The organism is Wenjunlia vitaminophila DSM 41686 (assembly GCF_000380165.1).
Classification (GTDB): Bacteria; Actinomycetota; Actinomycetes; order Streptomycetales; family Streptomycetaceae; genus Wenjunlia; species Wenjunlia vitaminophila.
In genome coordinates this window covers 47,140-66,632 of the sequence record NZ_KB904691.1, presented here as the reverse complement: position 1 = coordinate 66,632, position 19,493 = coordinate 47,140, and the positions used below count along the sequence as shown (strand labels likewise).

Sequence of the window (19,493 nt, the reverse complement as noted above, 5' to 3'; positions counted from 1 at the left end):
CCCGTCAGTTCACGAAAGGATGTCACCATGGCCGATCCGGCCCGTCAACCCTCGCTTGTGACCACCCAGCGTGCGCGGGGTGCACAACAGACGGCGGAGGGTGTCGTGCCGAAGGGGATCGCGGCCCGCCCGGTCGTCCGCCACCCCGCTGACCTGGCCCGCATCGAGGAACAGCCACTGAAGCGGTGGGGACTGCCGGGAACCACCTACGAGCTGCTGCTGGCCGCCGCGGCCAGCTACGGCGACGCGCCCGCGCACACGTATCTGGCCACCGGCGGCAGGAAGCCGGTGGAGGTCCTCTCCTTCCGCGCCCTCGCCGACCGGGTGACCCGCGTGGCCAGGACGATCAGTGCGGTCGCCGGCGACGTGGCCCGTCCGGTGACCTCCCTGCTGCTCTCCCAGGGGCCGTGGGTGATGGCCGGCCAGTGGGGGGCCCAGGCCGCAGGGGTGGCCAACCCGGTCAACCCCGCGCTGGCCAGCGATCACCTCCGGTCGCTGTTGCGCACCGCGGGCACCCACGTCCTGGTGGTGCCGTCGCACCAGGCCGACCCCGCCCGCCACGCCCACCTGGCCGACATCGCCGGCGACCTGCCCGAGCTGAGGGCCGTCCTCACCGTGGACACCCTTCCGGGAGCCGGTCCCCGGGCCCAGGAGCCAGGCCCCGCACCGCGCTGGCCGGTGCCGGTCCTGCCGCTGGAGCGCGTCGCCCCGGAGCAGACCGCGGCACCGGTCGTCCCCCCGCACCAGGACCAGGTCTGCGCGCTGTTCCACACCGGTGGCACCACGGGACGCCCCAAGCTCGCCGCCCACCGGCACCGCAACGAGGTGTACACCGCCTGGGCGCTCACCCTCGGGCTCGAGCTGACGCCGGGCGAGGTGATGCTCTGCGGGCTGCCCCCGTTCCACGTCAACGCGGTCCACGCCACCGGCCTCGGACCGCTGTTCTCCGGCCTCCACGTTGTCTTCCTCGGCCCGGAGGGCTTCCGGGACACCGGAGCCATGCTCGGGTTCTGGGAACTGGTGCAGAACCACCGGATCGCCACGTTCAGCGCCGTGCCGACGGTGCTCTCCGCGCTGACCCGCATCCCGGTGCCGGAGGGCGCGGACCTGTCGAGCCTGCGCTGCGTGTACTCCGGCGCGGCACCGCTGCCCGACGCGGTCCGCCGCGGGTTCGAGGAGCACTGCGGCACCCCGGTGTTCCAGGGGTACGGCCTGACCGAGGGCACCTGCGTCACCGCCCTCACCCCGGCCTGCGCCGACGCCCCGCCGCCCGGAACCGTGGGGCTGCGGCTGCCCTACCAGCAGATCAGGGTCCTGGGCGGGGACGGAGCCGTCGCCGCGGCCGGCGAACCAGGACGCGTCCAGATCAAGGGGCCCAACGTCTTCGCCGGCTACTGGGGCGGTGGACCCCGGGACACGGTGGACGCCGAGGGCTGGCTGGACACCGGTGACCTCGGAACCCTCAAGGACGGCTGGCTGTTCCTCACCGGACGCGCCAAGGACCTCATCATCCGCGGCGGCCACAACATCGACCCGGCGCCGGTGGAGGACGCGCTGCTCGCCCACCCCCGGGTGGTGGCCGCCGCCGTGGTCGGCCGCCCCGACCGGCACAGCGGTGAGGTTCCGGTGGCGTACGTCCAGCTCGCGGAAGGGGCCGACACCACCCGCGAGGAACTCCTCGCCTGGGCGCGGGAACACACCGTCGAACGGGCCGCGGTGCCCAAGGACGTCCGGGTCCTGCCGGCCCTGCCCGTCACCCCCGTCGGCAAGGTGAACAAGGTGCCGCTGCGGGAGGACGCCGCCGTCCGCGCCGCCCGACAGCTCCTCGCCGACCGGTTCCCCGGCGTCGCCGTCGAACTCGGGGCGACCACCGAGAACACCGGCCAGGTGGTCCTGACCCTCACACCGGACACCGGGGCGGGCCGAACCCAAGAGGCCCTGCTCGACGCCCTCGCCGGCCTCCCGGTGACAACGCGGACCACGGGACCCGTCGGCCGGCCCGACCCGGCCTGAACCACCACGAGGGCCGGCGCGTCCGCAACCGGCCGTCGCCGCCACCCACGGAACAGGAAAGCGCCACGAACGTCGCCGGTCCCGTCGATGACGAGGAGGTATACATGCCGACCCACCGAGCCACCGCGGCCGTGACCGCGGTCCCCGAAGCGCCCTCCGACCGCCTCAGCCCCGCCCGTGCGGCGGCGCTCCGGGACCGGGGCCTACGCACCCTCAGCTCCCACAGGTCCACCCTCACCCAACGCGTCGTGGCCTCGCTCCGCTCCACCGAGGAGGCGTACCGGGGGAGCAGGTTCCCCGCCGGGGAACTGGCACCGTGGATCGACAGGTCGCTCAGCAGGGGACTCGCGGCCTTCCGGGTCCGCCCCGAGGAACGCGCGGCCACCTGCGACTGGGCCAGCGAACTCGGGCACGCCAGAGCCCGCCAGGGCGTGCCCCTGGACTCCATGCTGCGCGCCTACCACACCGGTGGCCAGGTGCTGTGCCTGGCCCTGATGCGGTGGGCCGCCGAAGAGGACCTCGCCAGCTCCCCCTCGGCACTCCTCGTCGACGACGTGTGGAACATCGTTGACCTGCACTGCGCGGCGGCCGTGCGCACCTTCCGCGCGGCCGAGGCGGAGGCCGGGTCGGGCGACGGCCGCGTCGGCGCCTTCGGGAGCCTGCTGGACACGCTGCTCAACGGCGAGTCCGACCCGGCGTTCTGCTCCGCCGTCGCCCGGGGGCTCGCCCTGCCCGAGCACGGCCGGTACGCCGTGGTGGTGGAACGGCCCGCGCCGGGCGGCGGTCCCGTGGTGGCCGCAGAACTGCCCGGCCGCGTCGCCGGGGTGCGGACGATCTGGCGCATGCACGGCGAGTGCGCCATCGGCCTCGCGGTCCTGGGCGAGACGGCGCCCTCGGCGCTCGTGGACGCCCTGCCCACCGCCCCCGGCCGGTGCACCGGCGTCAGCCTCGACGTCTCCGGGCTCAGCGAACTGGGCACCGCCCGCAGGCTGGCTGAGCTCGCCGCCCGCACCGTCACCTCCCGTGAGGGGGCGGCCTGCCTCGCCGACGAACTCCCCGCCGCGCTGCTCGTGGTCCGCCCCGACCTGGCCGGGGAACTCAGCCAGCGCACCCTGGCCCCGGTGCTGGCCCTCGAGCCCTCCGACCGCGACCTGCTGCTGGCCACCCTCAAGGCGTGGTTGGACGCTGACGGCGCCTCGTCCCGGGCCGCCACCGCCCTGTACTGCCACCGCAACACCGTCCTGAACCGGCTGCGCCGCCTGGAACGGCTCACCAGGCGGTCGTTGTCGGTGCCCAGGGACCTGGTGGAGCTCTCCCTGGCACTCCAGGCCCACGAACTGCTCTCCACGGGACACTGACCGCCCGGGCGGCGCCCCGGGGTGTGCCCGGCGACCGACCGACCGGCAGGGCGGAACACCCCGCGGGCCGACCGCCGGGGACGTGTCCCGCGGTCCCGTGACCTCGGCGGTGCCGGGCCCGGGGACACCGCCCGGCCCGTGGCGGTGGAGGTCCGTGCCGCACCGGCTTCAGGTGGTTCCGCTGGGCGCCGAGTAGGTGCGCCCCTTCCACGCCGCGCCCCGGCCCCGGTGGTGCCGCACCGCCGAGTCCACCGTCATCACCAGGTACAGGCCCGCGGTGAACGGCAGCAGCGGTGCGTACCACGGCGTCCGACCGTAGTAGCGCAGCATCGGCAGGTAGGTCGCCGACATCAGCAGCCACGTCGCGGCCCCCACCCCGAACAGCACCCGGTCCCCGGACAGCGCCCCGGCGACCGTCGCCAACGGCGGCGTCAGGTAGACCAGAACCAGCCCCAGCACCGTCGCGGCCAACAGCGACAACCGGTACCGCAACTGCGCGTAGGCGCTGCGCGCCACCATCCGCCACAGCTCGTCCAGGCCCGGGTACGGCCGCACGCTGTGCACCCGGTCCGCCAGGCCGAGCCAGATCCGGCCGCCACTGCGCTTCACCGCCCGGGCCAACGCCACGTCGTCGATCACCGCGTGCCGGATCGACGCAGGGGCGTCCGCCCGCTCCAGCGCCGCGCGCCGCACCAGCACGCACCCGCCGGCGCAGGCGGCGGTCCGGGAACCAGGCCGGTTCACCCAGCGGAACGGGTACAACTGGCCGAAGAAGTAGACGAACGCGGGAACGACCAGCCGTTCCCAGGCGGTCACCACCCGGAGCCTGGCCATCAACGAGACCAGGTCGAGGTCCGCGCGGACGGCGGCGGAGACCAACTCCGCCAGGGAGTCCGGCTCGTGCGCGATGTCGGCGTCGGTCAGCAGGACGAACTCGGAACGGGCCAGTGCCACCCCGTGCCGCACCGCCCACAGCTTCCCCGTCCACCCCGGCTCCGGCTCACCGGGCGCCACCACCTCCAGCGGCACCCCGCCGTGCCGCCCGGCCAGCGACCTGGCCAGCTCGGCGGTGCCGTCGTCGCTGTTGTCGTCCACCAGCACCACCCGCACCCGCCCCGGGTAGGCCTGCGCGAGCAGCGAGGGGAGGCTGACCGGCAGCACCCCCGCCTCGTTCCGGGCCGGGACCACCACGGTCACCGACGGCCACTCCCGCAACCCTCCGGCGGGGCCGTCCCGCGGCGGCAGGCGCACGTCGGTGCGCCAGAACCCCCCCTGGCACAGGGTCAGCCACACCCAGGCGAGCAGGGACAACACGGCGGTCACCACGGCAGCGAACATCACTGCCGCAGTGTCTCGCGGTTCTCCCTCCTCTGGTGGGCGCTCGCCGTCGGTGGCCGGTGATCCCCCGTGACCGCCCGCCCGTGCGGCGTCCGACCTGCCGGGCGCCGGGGGCCGGCTGGCGCTCCGCCGCCGGGGCTCTGACGGCCCCCAAATGGGTGGCGTCCGGTAGCGTGCCCCCGTAGCTTGTGCGCTCGTGCCCCAAGACCCACCGAGTGGCTCGCCCGCCCGCGCAGAACCGACCGCGGCGGTCTCCGACGACGCGTCGATGACCGCTGACCACGCACCGGTGCGGGGGGAAGCGACCGGGGGACTGTTCTCCGGAACCCACGCGCCAGCCACTGTCAGTTTCGCCGCGGTGATGTTCCTGACCGGATTCGCCGCGTTGGCCGTGGTGCCCACCCTGCCCTCGGCCGCACAGGACCTGGACGGGGTGTCGCTCTACCCGCTGGTTGCGGGGTGCTTCGTGGCCGCGAGCCTGTTGGGTGGGGTCCTGGGTGGTCACTGGGCGGACCGCGCCGGGGCGCACCGTCCGCTGGCGGCGGGAATGGTGCTCGCGGTGGTCACCCTGCTGGTCTCGGCCGCCAGCACCTCCATCTGGCACCTGGCCGCCGGGCGTTTCCTGGACGGGCTGGCCGGGGGGATGGTCGCGGTGTCCGTCAACGCCGCCATCGGTCAGGCCTACCCCGACCGCCTGCGCCCGCGCGTCCTGGCGTTGATGAGCGCCTGCTGGGTCGTCCCCTCGCTGGTTGGTCCGCCGCTGGCCGGGCTGGTGACCGAGTGGTGGTCCTGGCGCGCGGTGTTCTTCGGCCTGGCCGGCATCACGGTGTTGCCCGCCGTGGCCGTGGCGGTCGTGCTGCGCGGACCCTCCTGGGGCGTCGTGCCCGCACCGTCGGGAGAAGGGGCGCCGCGCCCGGCGCTCGTGGTTGCGACGGCGGTGAGCCTGGGAGCGGCGCTGGGCCAGTACGGCGTCTCCGGCTGGGACCTGCGCCACCTGCTGTGCACGGCGGGGGCGCTGGTCCTGGTGACGGCGTTCGCCTCACGGCTGTTGCCGCCGGGTACGTGGCGCGCCGAACGCGGCCTGCCGGCCACGGTCCTGCTCCGCGGCCTGGGCTCAGGGGTGTTCTTCACGTTGGAGGCGTACGTGCCCCTGCTGCTGATCACCGAACGGGACGCTCCTCCCGTGGTGATCGGCCTGGCCTTCACGGGCGCCGCCGTGGCCTGGGCCGGCTCCTCCTGGGTACAGGGCCGCCTGCTGGAGCGCTCCCCGCGCCATCGCCTGGTGGCGGCCGGCGCGATCGTGCAGGCGGCGGCCGTCGTGCTCGCCATCGCCGGGACGCTGCCCGCGACGCCCGCGTACACCGCCGCGTCAGCGATGGTCGTCGCGGCAGTCGGCATGGGGATGTTCGCCCCCTCGCTCACCGTGCTGTCCCTCACCCACAGCCCTCCCGGCCGGCAGGGCCACGCGAGCAGCGCGATGCAGACCACCCAGAACCTGGGGCAGATAGCGGTGTTGGGCTTCTCCTCCGCACTGTTCAACGTGTTCCTGGGCGGTGGGGCGGCCGACGCCGTCGGCTACGGCGCCGCCTTCGGGCTGCTGCTCGCGCCGTGTGTCCTGGCCGCCCTGCTGGCCGCCCGCGCCCGGAGCGTGTGAGCTCGGAGGGCGTGAGCTCGGAGCGCGTGAACTCGGAGCGCGTGAGCCGAATCGTTTCTCTGGGACCGTCGCGCCACACCGTTGACCGTCACCGGGCGGTGCCCGAGCCGATGCCCGCAGGAACCGCCTACCGGCGCGGCTCCCGAGTGGCTGCGAAGTCCACCTCGGACGCGGGCAGCACCCGGATGCTCCGCCCCGGGAAGCCGAGGTGCCGGAAGATCTCGTTGTGGTGCGCGATCGAGTCGTTCGGCGAGGCGTACTCGCCGGTCTCGGGCCGGACGGAGGTGGTGTGCCCGTCGGCGACCAGCACCACGTCGTACTGGTGGCTCAGCGCCTGCCGCGCCGTGGTGTCGACACAGATCTCGGTCGCGAACCCGGTGACCACCACCTCCGTGACCCCCAGCGCCCTCAGGGTCCTGTCGAGGTCGGTGCCGAGGAAACCGTCCGGGCTGGTCTTGTGCACGACGGTCTCGCCAGCGTCGGGGGCGAGTTCGGGGGTCACCCGCCAGCGCTCGGTCCCGACCTCGAGTTCGTCATCCTGCTGTTGGACCGTCACGACCGGTACGCCCGCGGCCCTGGCCCGTTCGCGGAGCCCGCTGATCACGGCGACGGTCTCGGCGGCCCGGTGCGCGATGGCCACCAGGGCGTTCTGCATGTCGATGACGAGGAGCGCGGGGGTGTGAGGCACCGGCTCACCGTAGCGGCTTACCCGCTGGTCGGCGACAGGGACGGCGGCGGCCGTCACCTCGGTCACCGCGTTGATCGGCCTCCCGCCCCCGGCTTCGGCGGGCACCACATAAAGTGGTTCTGTGAAGATCGCGCTTATTGACTCCGGGCTGGGGCTGCTGCCCGCGGCCGCCGCGCTGCGGCAGTTGCGGCCGGACGCGGACCTGGTGCTGTCCTGCGACCCGGACGGCATGCCCTGGGGGCCGCGTGCCCCGCGGGAGGTCAGCGAGCACGTGCTGGCGTGCGTGCGGGCGGCAGCGGCGCACCGGCCGGACGCGGTGGTCATCGCCTGCAACACCGCGTCGGTGCACGCGCTGGCGGCGCTGCGGGACGAGTTCGAACCCGGCCTGCCGGTGGTCGGCACCGTTCCGGCGATCAAGCCGGCCGCGGCGTCGGGCGGTCCGGTGGCGATCTGGGCGACCCCGGCGACCACCGGCAGCCCCTACCAGCGGCGGTTGATCAGTGACTTCGCCGCGACGGTGCCGGTGACCGAGGTGGCCTGCCCGGGCCTCGCCGACGCGGTGGACCGCGCGGACCCCGACGCGGTGGCCGACGCCGTGGCGGTGGCGGCTGCCCGCACCCCCGTCGGGGTGCGGGCGGTGGTGCTCGGCTGTACGCACTACGAGTTGGTGGCGGAGCAGATCCGGGCCGCGGTGCAGCGGCCGGGCGGCCCCCCGGTGGTCCTGTACGGCTCCGCGGAGGCCGTCGCCGGTCAGGCGCTGCGTCGGCTGCGGGAGCCCGGGGCCCGCGGCGCCGGCTCGGTGTCCGTGCTGCTCAGCGGCCGGACCGGGGTCCTGCCGCGACGGGCCCTGGCCTACCCGGAGGGGCGGGTACTCGTCTCCGGGGTGGTCGGTGCCGGGGCCGTCGGCCCCGCCGGGGACCGTGCGTGCTGACCCTGGGGGACGGACGCGGGCCCGGGGCGGTCACGCTCCGCCGCGGAGCCGGTGCAGCGCCGGGTGGAGGCCGGAGAGCACGGTGTCCAGTCGGCTGACGGAGACCGCGGAGTCGATGCGGAGCCGACTGATCCGCAGGGGATGCGACGGGCGGCCGTCGGCGAGCCGGTGGTCGAACAGGAACGCCGCCTGGTAGCCGAGGCGCCTGAGCTGGTCCTGGGCCGGTGGCGCCGCGGTGCCGTGGGGGTAGGCGAACGCCCGTGGCGGGGTGCCGAGCCAGGAGGTGAGGAGTTGGTGGGCCTCGGCGATCTCGGTCCGCACGGTGTGTTCGTCGCACTGGTCGAGGCAGGCGTGGCCCAGGGTGTGGTTGCCGATCTCCACCCCGGCCTCGGCCAGTCGGCGCAGGTCCGCCACCGTCAGTTGGCGCCGGGGCGGGGCCGGCCGGCGGGCGGTCACCCGTAGCTCCTGGAGGGTCCTGCGGCGGTCCGGGTCGGGCATCCGGCGCATGATCCCGACGGCCGCGGTCGGGGCGGTGCCGGCGAGGCCGCGGGCACGCCCGCCGTTGCGCACCAGGAACTCGGCCTCGTGCCACCAGAACGGTCGGTCGGTGCCGATCAGCTCGGCGACGACGAACGCCACCGCGGGGATGCCCCGCTCGGCGAGCAGCGGCAGGCCGTGCTCCACCAGGGAGCGGCCGGCGTCGTCGAAGGTGAGCAGCACGCTGTGTGCGGGGAGTGACCGGCCCGTGGCGACGGCCTCGGCCACCTCGGTGAGGCCCACCGGGTTCGCGACCTGGCGCAGCCGGTCGAGCTGGGCGGTGAACCGCCCCGGGTCCTCCACGCCGGGGTAGGCGAGCACCGCGAGGCGGTTCGAGGACCGGGCGCGGAAGTAGGGCTGGGCCGGTGAGATGCGCAGCGCCACGTCCCAGTGTCTGCGCCGCCTGGGCCTGGCCACGGTGGACTCCGGCAAGAGGTTCCCCCTCCCTGGGTCAGCGCCGCTCAAGGTACCGCGGGGACCACCGGTCCGGGGAGGTCGCCTTCGAATGAATCGAACGGTTCTCCGGTGTCGCTGGCCTTGGACAGGAGGGGTGTCCGACGGGGCCGGTCCGGAGCGGGCCCGGGAGAATTCACCCGTTCGGCCCAATATGGGCGTGGTGTGTCGGACCTGGTTCGGGACACCGCCGTCCGGCCGTACGGCGTGGGAGCCCCCAACGGGGCCGTGGAGCGCCCGGGACGACCGGAACTCCGCTGGATGGGTCCCGACTTGTCCGGGCGTCGCCGGGGCGGCTCCGCCGGGCCGGGGCGTCCACCGCGGGAGTGAGGTCCAGCGGCGTCCGAACCGGCGTCCGGTTACGCTGCGAAGTATGAACCAGCTCCGTGGTGGAGCCGGAAAGGCTCTCCCCAAAGACACCGCCGAGGTGTGGACGGGCCGTGCGACCAGTCGGGTGCAGTGGCTGCTCGCGGTCGTGGGTGCCGCCTGCCTCGCGCTCGGCATCGTGCTCGTCGTCGGCTACACCTGGGAGGGGAACATCACCCCCTGGGTGATGTCGGTCGCGGGCTGCTTCACCGCCGGCCTCCTGGTGCTCGCCGGAACGCTGGCCTTCGTGCACGTGGCCGTCAGGGTCGACCGGGACGGGCTGGAGGTGCGCTGCGGCCACTTCGGGTTGCCGCGCTGCCGCTTCCGCTGGGAAGAGGTCGCCGCCGTGCGACAGGCCAAGGTGACCCCGTGCCACTGGGGTGGCTGGGGGTACCGCTGGCGCCCGGAGAAGGGCACCGCGGTGGTGGTCCGGAGGGGCGAGGGCATCGTGCTCGAGCTGGGCGGCGGCCGGGAGTTCACCGTCACGGTGGATGACGCGGCCGGTGCGGTCCGGGCGATCCAGGCCAGGCTCCGTCGTCACGCCCCGCACCCACCCGGTTCCCGCCCCAGCCCCGGTGCGGTCTGAGCCGCGGACGGAGTGGACGGGTGAGCGACGCGCTCGGCCTGTACGTGAGGTTCGTGGCCCGCCCCGGACGGCGGGACGAACTGGCCGAGCTCTCCTCCTGGAGGCCGCCGGCCTGATGGACGGGGCCCGGGGCTGCCAGGCGTACGTCGTCAACGTCTCACCGCAGGAGCCCGACACGGTGTGGGTGACCGAGATCTGGCGCAGCGCCGAGGACCACGAGGCGTCGCTTGCGGCGCGGGGTGTGCGGGAACTCGTCGAGCGGGCGACGCCGCTGCTGGCCGGGCCGCCGGAAAGGACCGAGCTGACACCGCTGGGCGGGGCGGGACTCGGCCCCTGAGCCGGTTCCCCGCGGTGCGTGCCGGTCGGGTGGCCTCCCCGGTCCGGCCGGAGCCGTGCCCCAGCAGGCGGAGCCGCTCCTCGTCGCCGGCGCCCCCGGGGGGCGCGGACGTCCGCCGGTGATCACGGCGACCAGCCGCCCGCGGAGGTGGGCAGCCGGTCGGGCTCCGACCGGGGGCCCGGCTCGTCCTCGTCGGCGGGCTCGTCGGTGAGCCGCCTGGCCGTCGCCATCCCGGCGAGCAGACCGGCGCCCGAGGTGACCGCGGCGTAGCTGAGCACGCTGTCCACGCTGGCCTGGGCGGCCAGGCCGGTCAGCGCCGCCGCCGCGGTCAGCACCACCGGGGTGGAACGACCGGACCGCCACAGCGCGAAGAACGTCCACAGGTAGGCGCCGCTCAGCAGGAGCACCCCGGGGACGCCCTGCTCGGCGGCCTGCTGGAGCCCCGCGGAGCGGGCCTTGTCGGCGTCGGCCTCGCCACGGGCCGCGGGGCTCTCCTGGCCGAAACGGTCCGGGCCGACTCCGCGCAGCGGGTCCTTCTCCACCAACGCGACCGCGTCGTGCCACAGACTCACCCGTTCCTCGGTGAGCTGGGTGCGCACCACGTCCGGCTCCGGCATCCGGTCGGCCCCCACCAGGAAGGTGCTGGTCACCACCGCCGCGGAGCACAGGGCCAGGGCGGCCAGGCCGAGCAGCCGGCGCCGCACCCGGGCCGCGGCCAGCGAGCACAGCACCACGCCGAACGCCGCGGCGCCCCCGGCCAGCGACCCCAGGGCGAGGGACATGCCTGCCGCGGTCACCGCGAGCAGCCGCAGGGCCAGGCGCAGCGGCGTGATCCTGGTCGCCCAGGCCGCGCAGCAGGCGGCGCCCGCGGCGAGGGTGAGCAGGGCGGCGTTGGCGTTGCTGTAGCCCAGCGGCGGGGCCAGTGGTTCCCCGGACAGGCCGTCCGGTACGCAGCCCACGACCGCGACCACGGCGAAGGCCGCCAGCGCCGGGGCGGCCAGGGGCAGCACCGCGCCGGCGATCCGACCGGCCGCGTACCCGGCCACCACGGCGAGCAGCGCCAGCAGGAACCCCTCGGGCCTGGCGTCCCGCCCGGCCGCGCTGATCAGCGCCCACAGGGCGCAGCACACCAGGAACGCCGCCCCGACGAGGTCGGGTGCGTTGCTGTTCTGTTCGTGCGACGACGGCATACTTCCGGTTGCCACCGGCATCCGTCCGACCCCCCGACACCATGCGACCCGGGGAAAGTGCCACCGTTCCCCGGACTTGCCCCCGCAATCCGGTCCGTGGCCGAAGGCCGCCGTGCGCGGATCGGGTGGGCACACGGTAACGGGTGACTGGCACGGATGTGGACATGCCGCGCAGAAACCATGAGTGCTCTGGGCGGGCACGGCACGGGTTTCGGCCAACCGGAACGGTCTGCTGGAGTTGTGACGGTACCCAAGAAGCATGCAAGCGTGCTTGATTGTTTCTTGGACCACTGCCACCCTGTGCTGCGACGCGCGACCGACGCGAGGTCCAGGAGAGGACTGAGCCGTGGCGGACCCCACAGCGGTGCTGGACGACCTGACGGCCGAGGGCGACGAACTGGACGCGCTGGTGGCGCCGCTGGCACCGGCCTCCTGGGCGTTGACGACGCCGTCCCCCGGCTGGACGGTCGCCCACCAGATCGCCCACCTCGCCTGGACCGACGAGGTGACCCTGCTGGCGTTGACGGACCCCGACGGCTTCCGCGCCCGGGCGGAACACGACCTGCGGCGGTCCCGGACCTTCGTGGACGACGCGGCGAACGACGGCGCCCGAGAACACCCCGCCGCGCTGCTGCGCCGCTGGCGCCAGTCGAGGACGGCCGTGGACCGGGCACTGCGCACCGCCAGCCCCGGGACCCGGGTGCCCTGGTACGGCCCGCCGATGAGCGTCGCCTCGGTGGCCACCGCCCGGCTGATGGAGACCTGGGCGCACGGCCAGGACGTCGCCGACGCGCTGGGGCGGCGGCGCACCGCCACGGCCCGGCTCCGGCAGGTGGCCAGGATCGGGTGGCGGACCAGGGACTACGCCTACCTGGTGCGCGGCGCGTCCCCTCCCAGCGAGCCGTTCCGGATCGAGTTGACGGCACCCGACGGGAGCCTGTGGGCGTTCGGGCCGCAGGACGCGGGGCAGCGGGTGACCGGTCCCGCGCTGGACTTCTGCCTGCTGGTGACCCAGCGCCGGCACCGCGCGGACCTGGCGGTCACGGCGCACGGCCGGGACGCCGACCGGTGGCTCGACATCGCCCAGGCCTTCGCCGGCCCTCCCGGCGGAGGACGGCCGCCGGGGCCCGTGGGCGTCGGGGACCACGCGGCGGGACCGCGGGAGGACCGGGGACAGGCACCGGAGCGTGCCGGGTGACCCCGGGCGGCCCGGCCCCGTTACGCGTCGGCAACGCCTCGGGGTTCTACGGTGACCGGCTGGACGCCGTGCGCGAGATGCTCACCGGCGGTCCGTTGGACGTGCTCACCGGTGACTACCTGGCCGAGCTGACCATGCTGATCCTGGCCCGCGACCGGGACAGGCCGGGGCCCGCGGGAGGTCCCGGGCGCGGCTACGCCAAGACGTTCCTCCGGCAGATGGAGGAGGGCCTGGGGCTGGCCGCGGACCGCGGTGTGCGGATCGTGGTCAACGCGGGCGGACTCGACCCCGCCGGGCTCGCCGGCGCGCTGCGGGACCTCGCCGCGCGGGTCGGCGTGCCCTCCCGGATCGCCCACGTGGAGGGTGACGACCTGCTGGCCAGGGGCTGGGGCGAGCGGGTGCTCGCAGCCAACGCCTACCTCGGGGGCCAGGGCATCGCCACGGCGCTGCGGGCCGGCGCGGACGTGGTGGTGACCGGGCGGGTCACCGACGCGGCGCTGGTCTGCGGGCCGGCGGCGGCGCACTTCGGCTGGGCCGCGGACGACTGGGACCGGCTCGCCGGCGCCGTGGTCGCCGGGCACGTCCTGGAGTGCGGGGCCCAGGCGACCGGCGGCAACTACGCGTTCTTCACCGACCTCCCGGGGGAACGGATGCTCCGCCCCGGGTTCCCGTTGGCCGAGATCGCCGAGGACGGCGGCAGCGTGGTCACCAAGCACCCCGACCACGGGGGCGCGGTCACCGTCGGCACCGTCACGGCCCAACTGCTCTACGAGACCGCGGGCCCCCGGTACCTCGGGCCTGACGTGACCGCCAGGCTCGACACCGTCGAGCTCACCCAGCAGGGCCCCGACCGGGTGCGGATCAGCGGGGTCCGCGGGGAGCCGCCGCCCCCGCTGCTCAAGGTCGGTCTCAACGCCCTCGGCGGCTGGCGCAACGAGGTCGCGTTCGTGCTCACCGGACTCGACGTCGAGGCCAAGGCGAAGCTGGTGCGCACGCAGATGGAGGCCGCGCTGGCCGGGCGCCGCCCGGCCGACGTGCGCTGGACGCTGGCCAGGACCGACCACCCCGACGCACCGGTGCAGGAGGCGGCGAGCGCGGTGCTGCGCCTGGTGGTGCGTGACCAGGACCCGGACGTGGTCGGCCGGGCCGTGAGCGGGGCGGCGGTGGAACTGGGGCTGGCCAGCGTCCCCGGTTTCCACCTGCTCGCGCCGCCCGCCGCGGCCAGCCCCTACGGGGTGTTCCTGGCCCGGTACGTGGACGCCGCGTCGGTGCCGCACACGGTGGTGCTCCCCGACGGGGAACGGGTCCCGGTGGCCCCGCCCCCGCGCACCGCCCCGCCCGACCCGTCGCCGTTGCCCGCCCCGCCGCTCCCGGCGCCGCTGCCACCCGGTCCCACCCGCCGCGCCCCGCTGGGCCTCGTCGCCGGGGCCCGCAGCGGCGACAAGGGCGGCGCGGCCAACGTCGGGGTGTGGGCGCGGGACGACCCGGGCTGGCGCTGGCTGGCGCACGAGCTGACCGTGCCCGCGCTGCGCCGGTTGCTGCCGGAGACCGCGGACCTGCCGGTGTCGCGCCACCTGCTGCCCCGGCTGCGGGCGGTGAACTTCGTGGTGGACGGACTCCTCGGCGAGGGCGCCGCGGCGCGGGCCCGGTTCGACCCCCAGGCCAAGGCGCTCGGCGAGTGGCTGCGCGCCCGCGAACTCGACATCCCGGAGGTGCTGCTGTGACGGTGTTGCGCTCCGCCCTGGACGTCAACGGCGCCGAGTACGCCGCCAACCGGCGGATCGCGCTGGACCGGCTGGCCGCCCTCGAGGCGGAGCACGCCACGGCGGTCGGCGGCGGAGGTCCCCGGTACGTGGAACGGCACCGGGGGCGCGGCAAACTGCTGGTGCGCGAGCGCATCGAGCTGCTGCTGGACCCGGACTCCCCGTTCCTCGAGCTGTCGCCGCTGGCCGGCTGGGGGAGCGAGTACCCCGTGGGGGCCGGCCTGGTGACCGGCATCGGGGTCATCGAGGGCGTGGAGTGCATGATCACCGGCAACGACCCGACGGTCCGCGGGGGCGCCACCAACCCCTGGACGCTGCGCAAGGCACTGCGTGCCGACGAGATCGCCCTGGCCAACCGGCTTCCCCTGGTCAACCTGGTGGAGTCCGGCGGCGCCGACCTGCCGAGCCAGAAGGAGATCTTCATCCCCGGCGGGGCGCTGTTCCGCGACCTGACCCGGCTGTCCGCGGCCGGGATCCCCACCGTGGCCGTCGTCTTCGGCAACTCCACCGCGGGGGGCGCCTACGTGCCGGGGATGTCCGACCACGTGGTGATGGTCAGGGGGCGGTCCAAGGTGTTCCTCGGCGGTCCGCCCCTGGTCAAGATGGCGACGGGGGAGGAGTCCGACGACGAGTCGCTGGGCGGCGCCGAGATGCACGCCCGCACCTCCGGGCTCGCCGACTACTTCGCGGTGGACGAGCCGGACGCGCTGCGGCAGGCCCGGCGGGTCGTCGCCCGGCTCTGCTGGCGCAAGGCCGGCCCACCGGTGTCCCCGGCGCCGGTGCGACCGCCCCGGTACGACGAGGACGAGCTGCTCGGCATCGTCCCGGAGGACCTGAAGGCGCCGTTCGACCCGCGGGAGGTGATCGCCCGGGTGGTGGACGGCTCGGACTTCGACGAGTTCAAGCCGCTCTACGGGCCGAGCCTGGTCACCGGCTGGGCGCGCGTCCACGGCCACCCGGTGGGGGTCCTCGCCAACGCCCAGGGAGTGCTGTTCAGCCCGGAGTCGCAGAAGGCGGCGCAGTTCATCCAGCTCGCCAACCAGCGGGACATCCCGCTGGTCTTCCTGCACAACACCACTGGTTACATGGTCGGCCGCCAGTACGAGCAGGGCGGCATCATCAAGCACGGCGCGATGATGATCAACGCGGTCGCGAACAGCCGGGTGCCGCACCTGTCGGTGCTGCTCGGGGCCTCCTACGGAGCCGGGCACTACGGCATGTGCGGGCGGGCCTTCGAACCGCGGTTCCTGTTCGCCTGGCCCAGCGCCAAGGCGGCGGTGATGGGCCCGCAGCAGCTCGCGGGGGTGCTCTCCCTGGTCGCCCGACAGTCCGCCGCCGCCCGCGGCAAGCCGTACGACGAGGACGCCGACGCCGCCGTCCGGGCAGCGGTCGAGCAGCAGATCGAGGCCGAGTCGCTGCCGCTGTTCCTGTCCGGTCGGCTCTACGACGACGGGGTGATCGACCCCCGGGACACCCGCACCGTGCTCGGGCTGTGCCTGTCGGCCGTGCACGGCGCCGAGGTGCGCGGGGTCCGCGGCGGCTTCGGGGTCTTCCGGATGTGACACCCACCTGCACCGCCTTGACGAGCTCAACGGGTCTTCGGATCCGGGGAACCCATCCCGGCCCGCACCGGGCCGCACGGTCTTCACTGGGGGACAGCGAATGGCGATGATCTCCACGCTGCTGGTGGCCAACCGGGGCGAGATCGCCCGCCGGATCACCCACACCTGCCGCCGGCTCGGTGTGTCCACGGTCGCGGTCCACGCCGACCCCGACGCCGACGCCGCCCACGTCGCGGAGGCCGACGCCGCGGTCCGACTGCCCGGCACCGCCCTCGCCGACACCTACCTGCGGGTCGACGCACTGGTCGGCGCGGCGCTCACCGCCGGGGCTGACGCGGTCCACCCCGGCTACGGCTTCCTCGCTGAGAACGCCGAGTTCGCCCGCGCGGTCATCGACGCCGGCCTCATCTGGGTCGGTCCCGCCCCCGACACCATGACCGCGATGGCCGCCAAGACGGAAGCGAAACGGATCATGGCGGAGGCCGGGGTGCCGGTGCTGGACGCCGTGGACCCGGCCGCCGTGCCCGAGGGTTCCTGGCCACTGCTGGTCAAGGCGGTGGCCGGGGGAGGCGGGCGCGGGATGCGCGTGGTGCGCACCCCCGACGCGCTGCCGGACGCCCTGGCCGCCGCCGGCGCCGAGGCCGAGGCGGCGTTCGGCGATCCCAGGGTCTTCTGTGAGCCCTATGTGGAACGGGCCCGGCACGTCGAGGTGCAGATCCTCGCCGACACCCACGGGACGGTGTGGGCGCTGGGGGAGCGGGACTGCTCGCTCCAGCGCCGTCACCAGAAGGTCCTCGAGGAGACCCCGGCACCCGGCCTGTCCGACGAGGTGCGGCGGCGGCTCCACCGCGCCGCCGTCACCGCCGCCCGGGCCACCGACTACACGGGGGCGGGAACCGTCGAGTTCCTGCTCGCCCCCGACGGGCGGTTCTCCTTCCTGGAGATGAACACCCGGCTCCAGGTGGAGCACCCGGTCACCGAGTGCGTCACCGGCGTTGACCTGGTGGAACTCCAGCTCCTCGTGGCCGAGGGCCACGCCCTGCCGCCGGCGCCACCCGCCCCGCGCGGCTGCGCCGTCGAGGTCCGCCTCTACGCCGAGGACCCGGCCCGCGACTGGCGGCCCAGCCCCGGGGTGCTGCACCGGCTGGACGTCCCAGGAGTGACCGCCCGGTTCGCCTGCGCGCCCGGGGGCACGGCCGCGGCCGGCCCCGACGGGCTGCGCCTGGACGCCGGGGTCACCGACGGCGAGACCGTCGGGGTGTCCTACGACCCGTTGCTCGCCAAGGTCATCGCCTGGGCACCGACCCGCGACGCCGCCGCCCGCCGGCTCGCCCACGCGCTGGCCCGCGCCCGGGTGCACGGCCCCACCACCAACCGCGAACTGCTGGTGCGGGCCCTGCGCCACCCCGAGTTCCTGGCCGGTCGGGTGGACACCGGGTTCCTCGACCGCCACCACGGGACGCTGACCTCCCGTCCGGCCGCCGAGCAGGAGGCGGAACGACTCTCGGCGCTCGCCGCGGCCCTGGCCGACGCCGCCGCCAACCGCGCCGCCGCCCCCGTGCTCGGAACCCTGCCCGGTGGGTGGCGGAACGTCCCCTCGGCTCCCGCGCACAAGCGCTACCGCTCCGCGGCCACCGAGCACGAGGTCCGCTACCGGCTCACCCGGGCCGGCCTCGCCGCCGAGGACCACCCGTCGGTGCGCCTGCTGGACCTGGCGCCGCACCGGGTCGTGCTGGAGTCCGCGGGGGTCCGCCGGGCCTTCGAGGTGACCGTCCACGGCGAACAGGTGTACGTGGAATCGTCGTTGGGCGCGGTGGCCCTCACCGCCCTGCCCCGGTTCCCCGACCCGGAACCGCCCACCACCCCCGGGTCCCTGCTGGCACCGATGCCCGGCACGGTGGCCCGGGTCGCCGCGGCGCCCGGCGACCGGGTCACCGCGGGGCAACCCCTGCTGTGGCTCGAGGCGATGAAGATGCAGCACCAGATCAACGCACCGGCCACCGGCACCGTCACCGAGGTCCTGGTGCGCACGGGACAACAGGTGGACCTCGGTGCTCCGCTCGCCGTGGTCACCCCGCGGGACACCGCCGCCACGCCCCCGCCCCGGGGCGCGGCGCAGGACCCGGCGACCACGGCGCCCCGCGTCCCGTCCCCGGGCCACGACCGGCCCGCACCCCCAGCCGAGCACTCCCGGGCGGCCCATCAGGAGGCAGACACATGAGCACCCACCCCATGGACACCGTGTTCGTCGAGAGCGAGGAGCACCGGGCGCTGCGCCGAGCCGTCGGCGACCTCGGCCGCCGCTTCGGGCCCGACTACTACCTCACCGCCGCCAGGACCGGTGGCCGCACCGAGGAACTGTGGCGGGAGGCCGGCAAGCTGGGCTACCTCGGGGTCAACATCCCCCGGGAGTACGGCGGCGGGGGCAGCGGCATCACCGAGCTGACCATCGTCCTCGAGGAACTGGGTTCTGTGGGGTGCCCGCTGCTGATGCTGGTGGTCTCCCCGGCGATCTGCGGGAGCGTCATCACCCGCTTCGGCACCGAGGCGCAGCGCCGCCGCTGGCTGCCCGGCCTCGCCGACGGCACCCGCCTGATGGCGTTCGGCATCACCGAGCCGGACGCCGGGTCCAACGCGCACCGCCTCACCACCGTGGCCCGCAGGGACGGCGACGACTGGGTGCTCACCGGCCGGAAGGTGTTCGTCTCCGGGGTGGACGCCGCCGACGCCGTGCTGATCGTGGGCCGGGTGGCGGACACCGGGGGGGAGTCCCCTCAGGCCGGGCGCGGAGCGCGGCTCCGGCCTGCGCTGTTCGTCGTCCCGCGCGACGCCCCCGGCTTCGAGTACCGGCCCATTCCCATGGAGCTGACCGCCCCTGAACGGCAGTTCCAGCTCTTCCTCGACGAGGTGCGACTGCCGGCCGACGCGCTGGTCGGCGACGCCGGCGCGGGTCTGGGCCCGCTCTTCGCGGGGCTCAACCCGGAACGGATCATGGCCGCGGCGTTCTCCGTGGGGATGGGCCGCTACGCGCTGCGGCGCGCCGTGGAGTACGCCCGTACCCGCCAGGTCTGGGACACCCCGATCGGCGCCCACCAGGCGGTGGCCCACCCGCTGGCCCAGTGCGGCATCGAGCTGGAGCTGGCCCGGCTGATGACCCGCAAGGCGGCCTACCTCTACGACGCCGGTGACGACGCCGGGGCCGGGGAGGCCGCCAACATGGCCAAGTACGCCGCGGCCGAGGCCGCCGTCAGGACCGTGGACCAGGCGGTGCACACCCTCGGCGGGAACGGTCTGTCCGCCGAGTACGGCGTCGGGGCCCTCCTGGTGGGATCACGGGCCGCCCGAGTTGCCCCGGTGAGTCGGGAAATGATCCTCAACTATGTCGCCCAGCACACCCTGGGACTCCCCAAGTCCTACTGAGGGATGGCACGCTGCACTTCCGGCCGGTATCGCCGACCCTGCGGTACCCGTCAGTACACGCACGTCGCACAGGCACGTCAGCACAGGCGAGCCACCGCG

General features: G+C 75.0%; 15 protein-coding genes. 11 read left to right on the top strand and 4 right to left on the bottom strand.

Annotation, left to right across the window (positions count from 1 at the left end):
* The first annotated feature begins 105 nt into the window (after window positions 1–105).
* Both A3IG_RS0120005 and A3IG_RS30585 read left to right on the top strand, forming a co-directional pair.
* Window positions 106–2,013, top strand: coding sequence for an AMP-binding protein (locus A3IG_RS0120005; protein WP_018385369.1), 1,908 nt, complete (start codon window positions 106–108; stop codon window positions 2,011–2,013).
* Window positions 2,014–2,117: 104 nt separating this feature from the next.
* Window positions 2,118–3,371 (top strand): helix-turn-helix domain-containing protein, encoded by a 1,254-nt coding sequence (locus tag A3IG_RS30585; protein WP_018385368.1) that lies wholly within the window; start codon window positions 2,118–2,120, stop codon window positions 3,369–3,371.
* A 168-nt stretch (window positions 3,372–3,539) separates the two neighbouring features.
* On the opposite strand, the gene A3IG_RS0119995 is transcribed toward A3IG_RS30585, so the two are convergent.
* Window positions 3,540–4,709 carry a glycosyltransferase gene (locus A3IG_RS0119995; RefSeq protein WP_018385367.1) on the bottom strand — a complete coding sequence of 390 codons (1,170 nt, stop codon included), beginning with the start codon at window positions 4,707–4,709 and terminating at the stop codon, window positions 3,540–3,542.
* A gap of 268 nt (window positions 4,710–4,977) precedes the next feature.
* Here A3IG_RS0119995 and A3IG_RS0119990 point away from each other — a divergent pair, with 268 nt between their 5' ends.
* Window positions 4,978–6,363 carry an MFS transporter gene (locus A3IG_RS0119990; protein WP_018385366.1) on the top strand — a complete coding sequence of 462 codons (1,386 nt, stop codon included), beginning with the start codon at window positions 4,978–4,980 and terminating at the stop codon, window positions 6,361–6,363.
* A gap of 127 nt (window positions 6,364–6,490) precedes the next feature.
* On the opposite strand, the gene A3IG_RS0119985 is transcribed toward A3IG_RS0119990, so the two are convergent.
* Window positions 6,491–7,051 carry a cysteine hydrolase family protein gene (locus A3IG_RS0119985; protein WP_040912012.1) on the bottom strand — a complete coding sequence of 187 codons (561 nt, stop codon included), beginning with the start codon at window positions 7,049–7,051 and terminating at the stop codon, window positions 6,491–6,493.
* Window positions 7,052–7,172: 121 nt separating this feature from the next.
* Between A3IG_RS0119985 and A3IG_RS0119980 the strand changes: the two genes are divergently transcribed.
* Window positions 7,173–7,982: a glutamate racemase gene (locus A3IG_RS0119980; protein WP_018385364.1), complete on the top strand. Its 810-nt coding sequence runs from the start codon at window positions 7,173–7,175 to the stop codon at window positions 7,980–7,982.
* 30 nt (window positions 7,983–8,012) lie between these two features.
* Here A3IG_RS0119980 and A3IG_RS34620 read toward each other — a convergent pair whose 3' ends face one another.
* Complete coding sequence (locus A3IG_RS34620; RefSeq protein ID WP_018385363.1) at window positions 8,013–8,951, bottom strand: polysaccharide deacetylase family protein; 939 nt, start codon at window positions 8,949–8,951, stop codon at window positions 8,013–8,015.
* Between the two features lie 394 nt (window positions 8,952–9,345).
* On the opposite strand from A3IG_RS34620, the gene A3IG_RS0119970 reads away from it, so the two are divergent.
* Both A3IG_RS0119970 and A3IG_RS30580 read left to right on the top strand, forming a co-directional pair.
* Window positions 9,346–9,924, top strand: a complete 579-nt coding sequence (locus tag A3IG_RS0119970; protein ID WP_051087567.1) for a hypothetical protein — start codon at window positions 9,346–9,348, stop codon at window positions 9,922–9,924.
* A 115-nt stretch (window positions 9,925–10,039) separates the two neighbouring features.
* Window positions 10,040–10,261, top strand: a complete 222-nt coding sequence (locus A3IG_RS30580; RefSeq protein WP_018385360.1) for a putative quinol monooxygenase — start codon at window positions 10,040–10,042, stop codon at window positions 10,259–10,261.
* Window positions 10,262–10,383: 122 nt separating this feature from the next.
* On the opposite strand, the gene A3IG_RS30575 is transcribed toward A3IG_RS30580, so the two are convergent.
* The gene (locus A3IG_RS30575; RefSeq protein WP_407701035.1) at window positions 10,384–11,472 is read right to left on the bottom strand and encodes an O-antigen ligase family protein; all 1,089 of its coding nucleotides are present in this window, start codon (window positions 11,470–11,472) and stop codon (window positions 10,384–10,386) included.
* Window positions 11,473–11,797: 325 nt separating this feature from the next.
* Between A3IG_RS30575 and A3IG_RS0119955 the strand changes: the two genes are divergently transcribed.
* From A3IG_RS0119955 to A3IG_RS0119935, 5 genes are all read left to right on the top strand, one after another.
* Complete coding sequence (locus A3IG_RS0119955; protein WP_018385358.1) at window positions 11,798–12,649, top strand: TIGR03084 family metal-binding protein; 852 nt, start codon at window positions 11,798–11,800, stop codon at window positions 12,647–12,649.
* Window positions 12,646–14,373, top strand: coding sequence for an acyclic terpene utilization AtuA family protein (locus tag A3IG_RS0119950; RefSeq protein WP_018385357.1), 1,728 nt, complete (start codon window positions 12,646–12,648; stop codon window positions 14,371–14,373). The genes A3IG_RS0119955 and A3IG_RS0119950 overlap by 4 nt, the downstream gene beginning before the upstream one ends.
* Entirely contained in the window at window positions 14,370–15,974 is a 1,605-nt protein-coding gene (locus A3IG_RS0119945) for an acyl-CoA carboxylase subunit beta (RefSeq protein WP_018385356.1), read from the top strand. Before A3IG_RS0119950 ends, A3IG_RS0119945 begins: the two co-directional genes overlap by 4 nt.
* 106 nt (window positions 15,975–16,080) lie before the next feature.
* On the top strand, window positions 16,081–18,195 hold the full coding sequence (locus A3IG_RS0119940) for an ATP-binding protein (RefSeq protein WP_078500761.1): 2,115 nt from the start codon (window positions 16,081–16,083) through the stop codon (window positions 18,193–18,195).
* Window positions 18,192–19,394 (top strand): acyl-CoA dehydrogenase family protein, encoded by a 1,203-nt coding sequence (locus tag A3IG_RS0119935; RefSeq protein ID WP_018385354.1) that lies wholly within the window; start codon window positions 18,192–18,194, stop codon window positions 19,392–19,394. Before A3IG_RS0119940 ends, A3IG_RS0119935 begins: the two co-directional genes overlap by 4 nt.
* Window positions 19,395–19,493 lie beyond the last annotated feature (99 nt).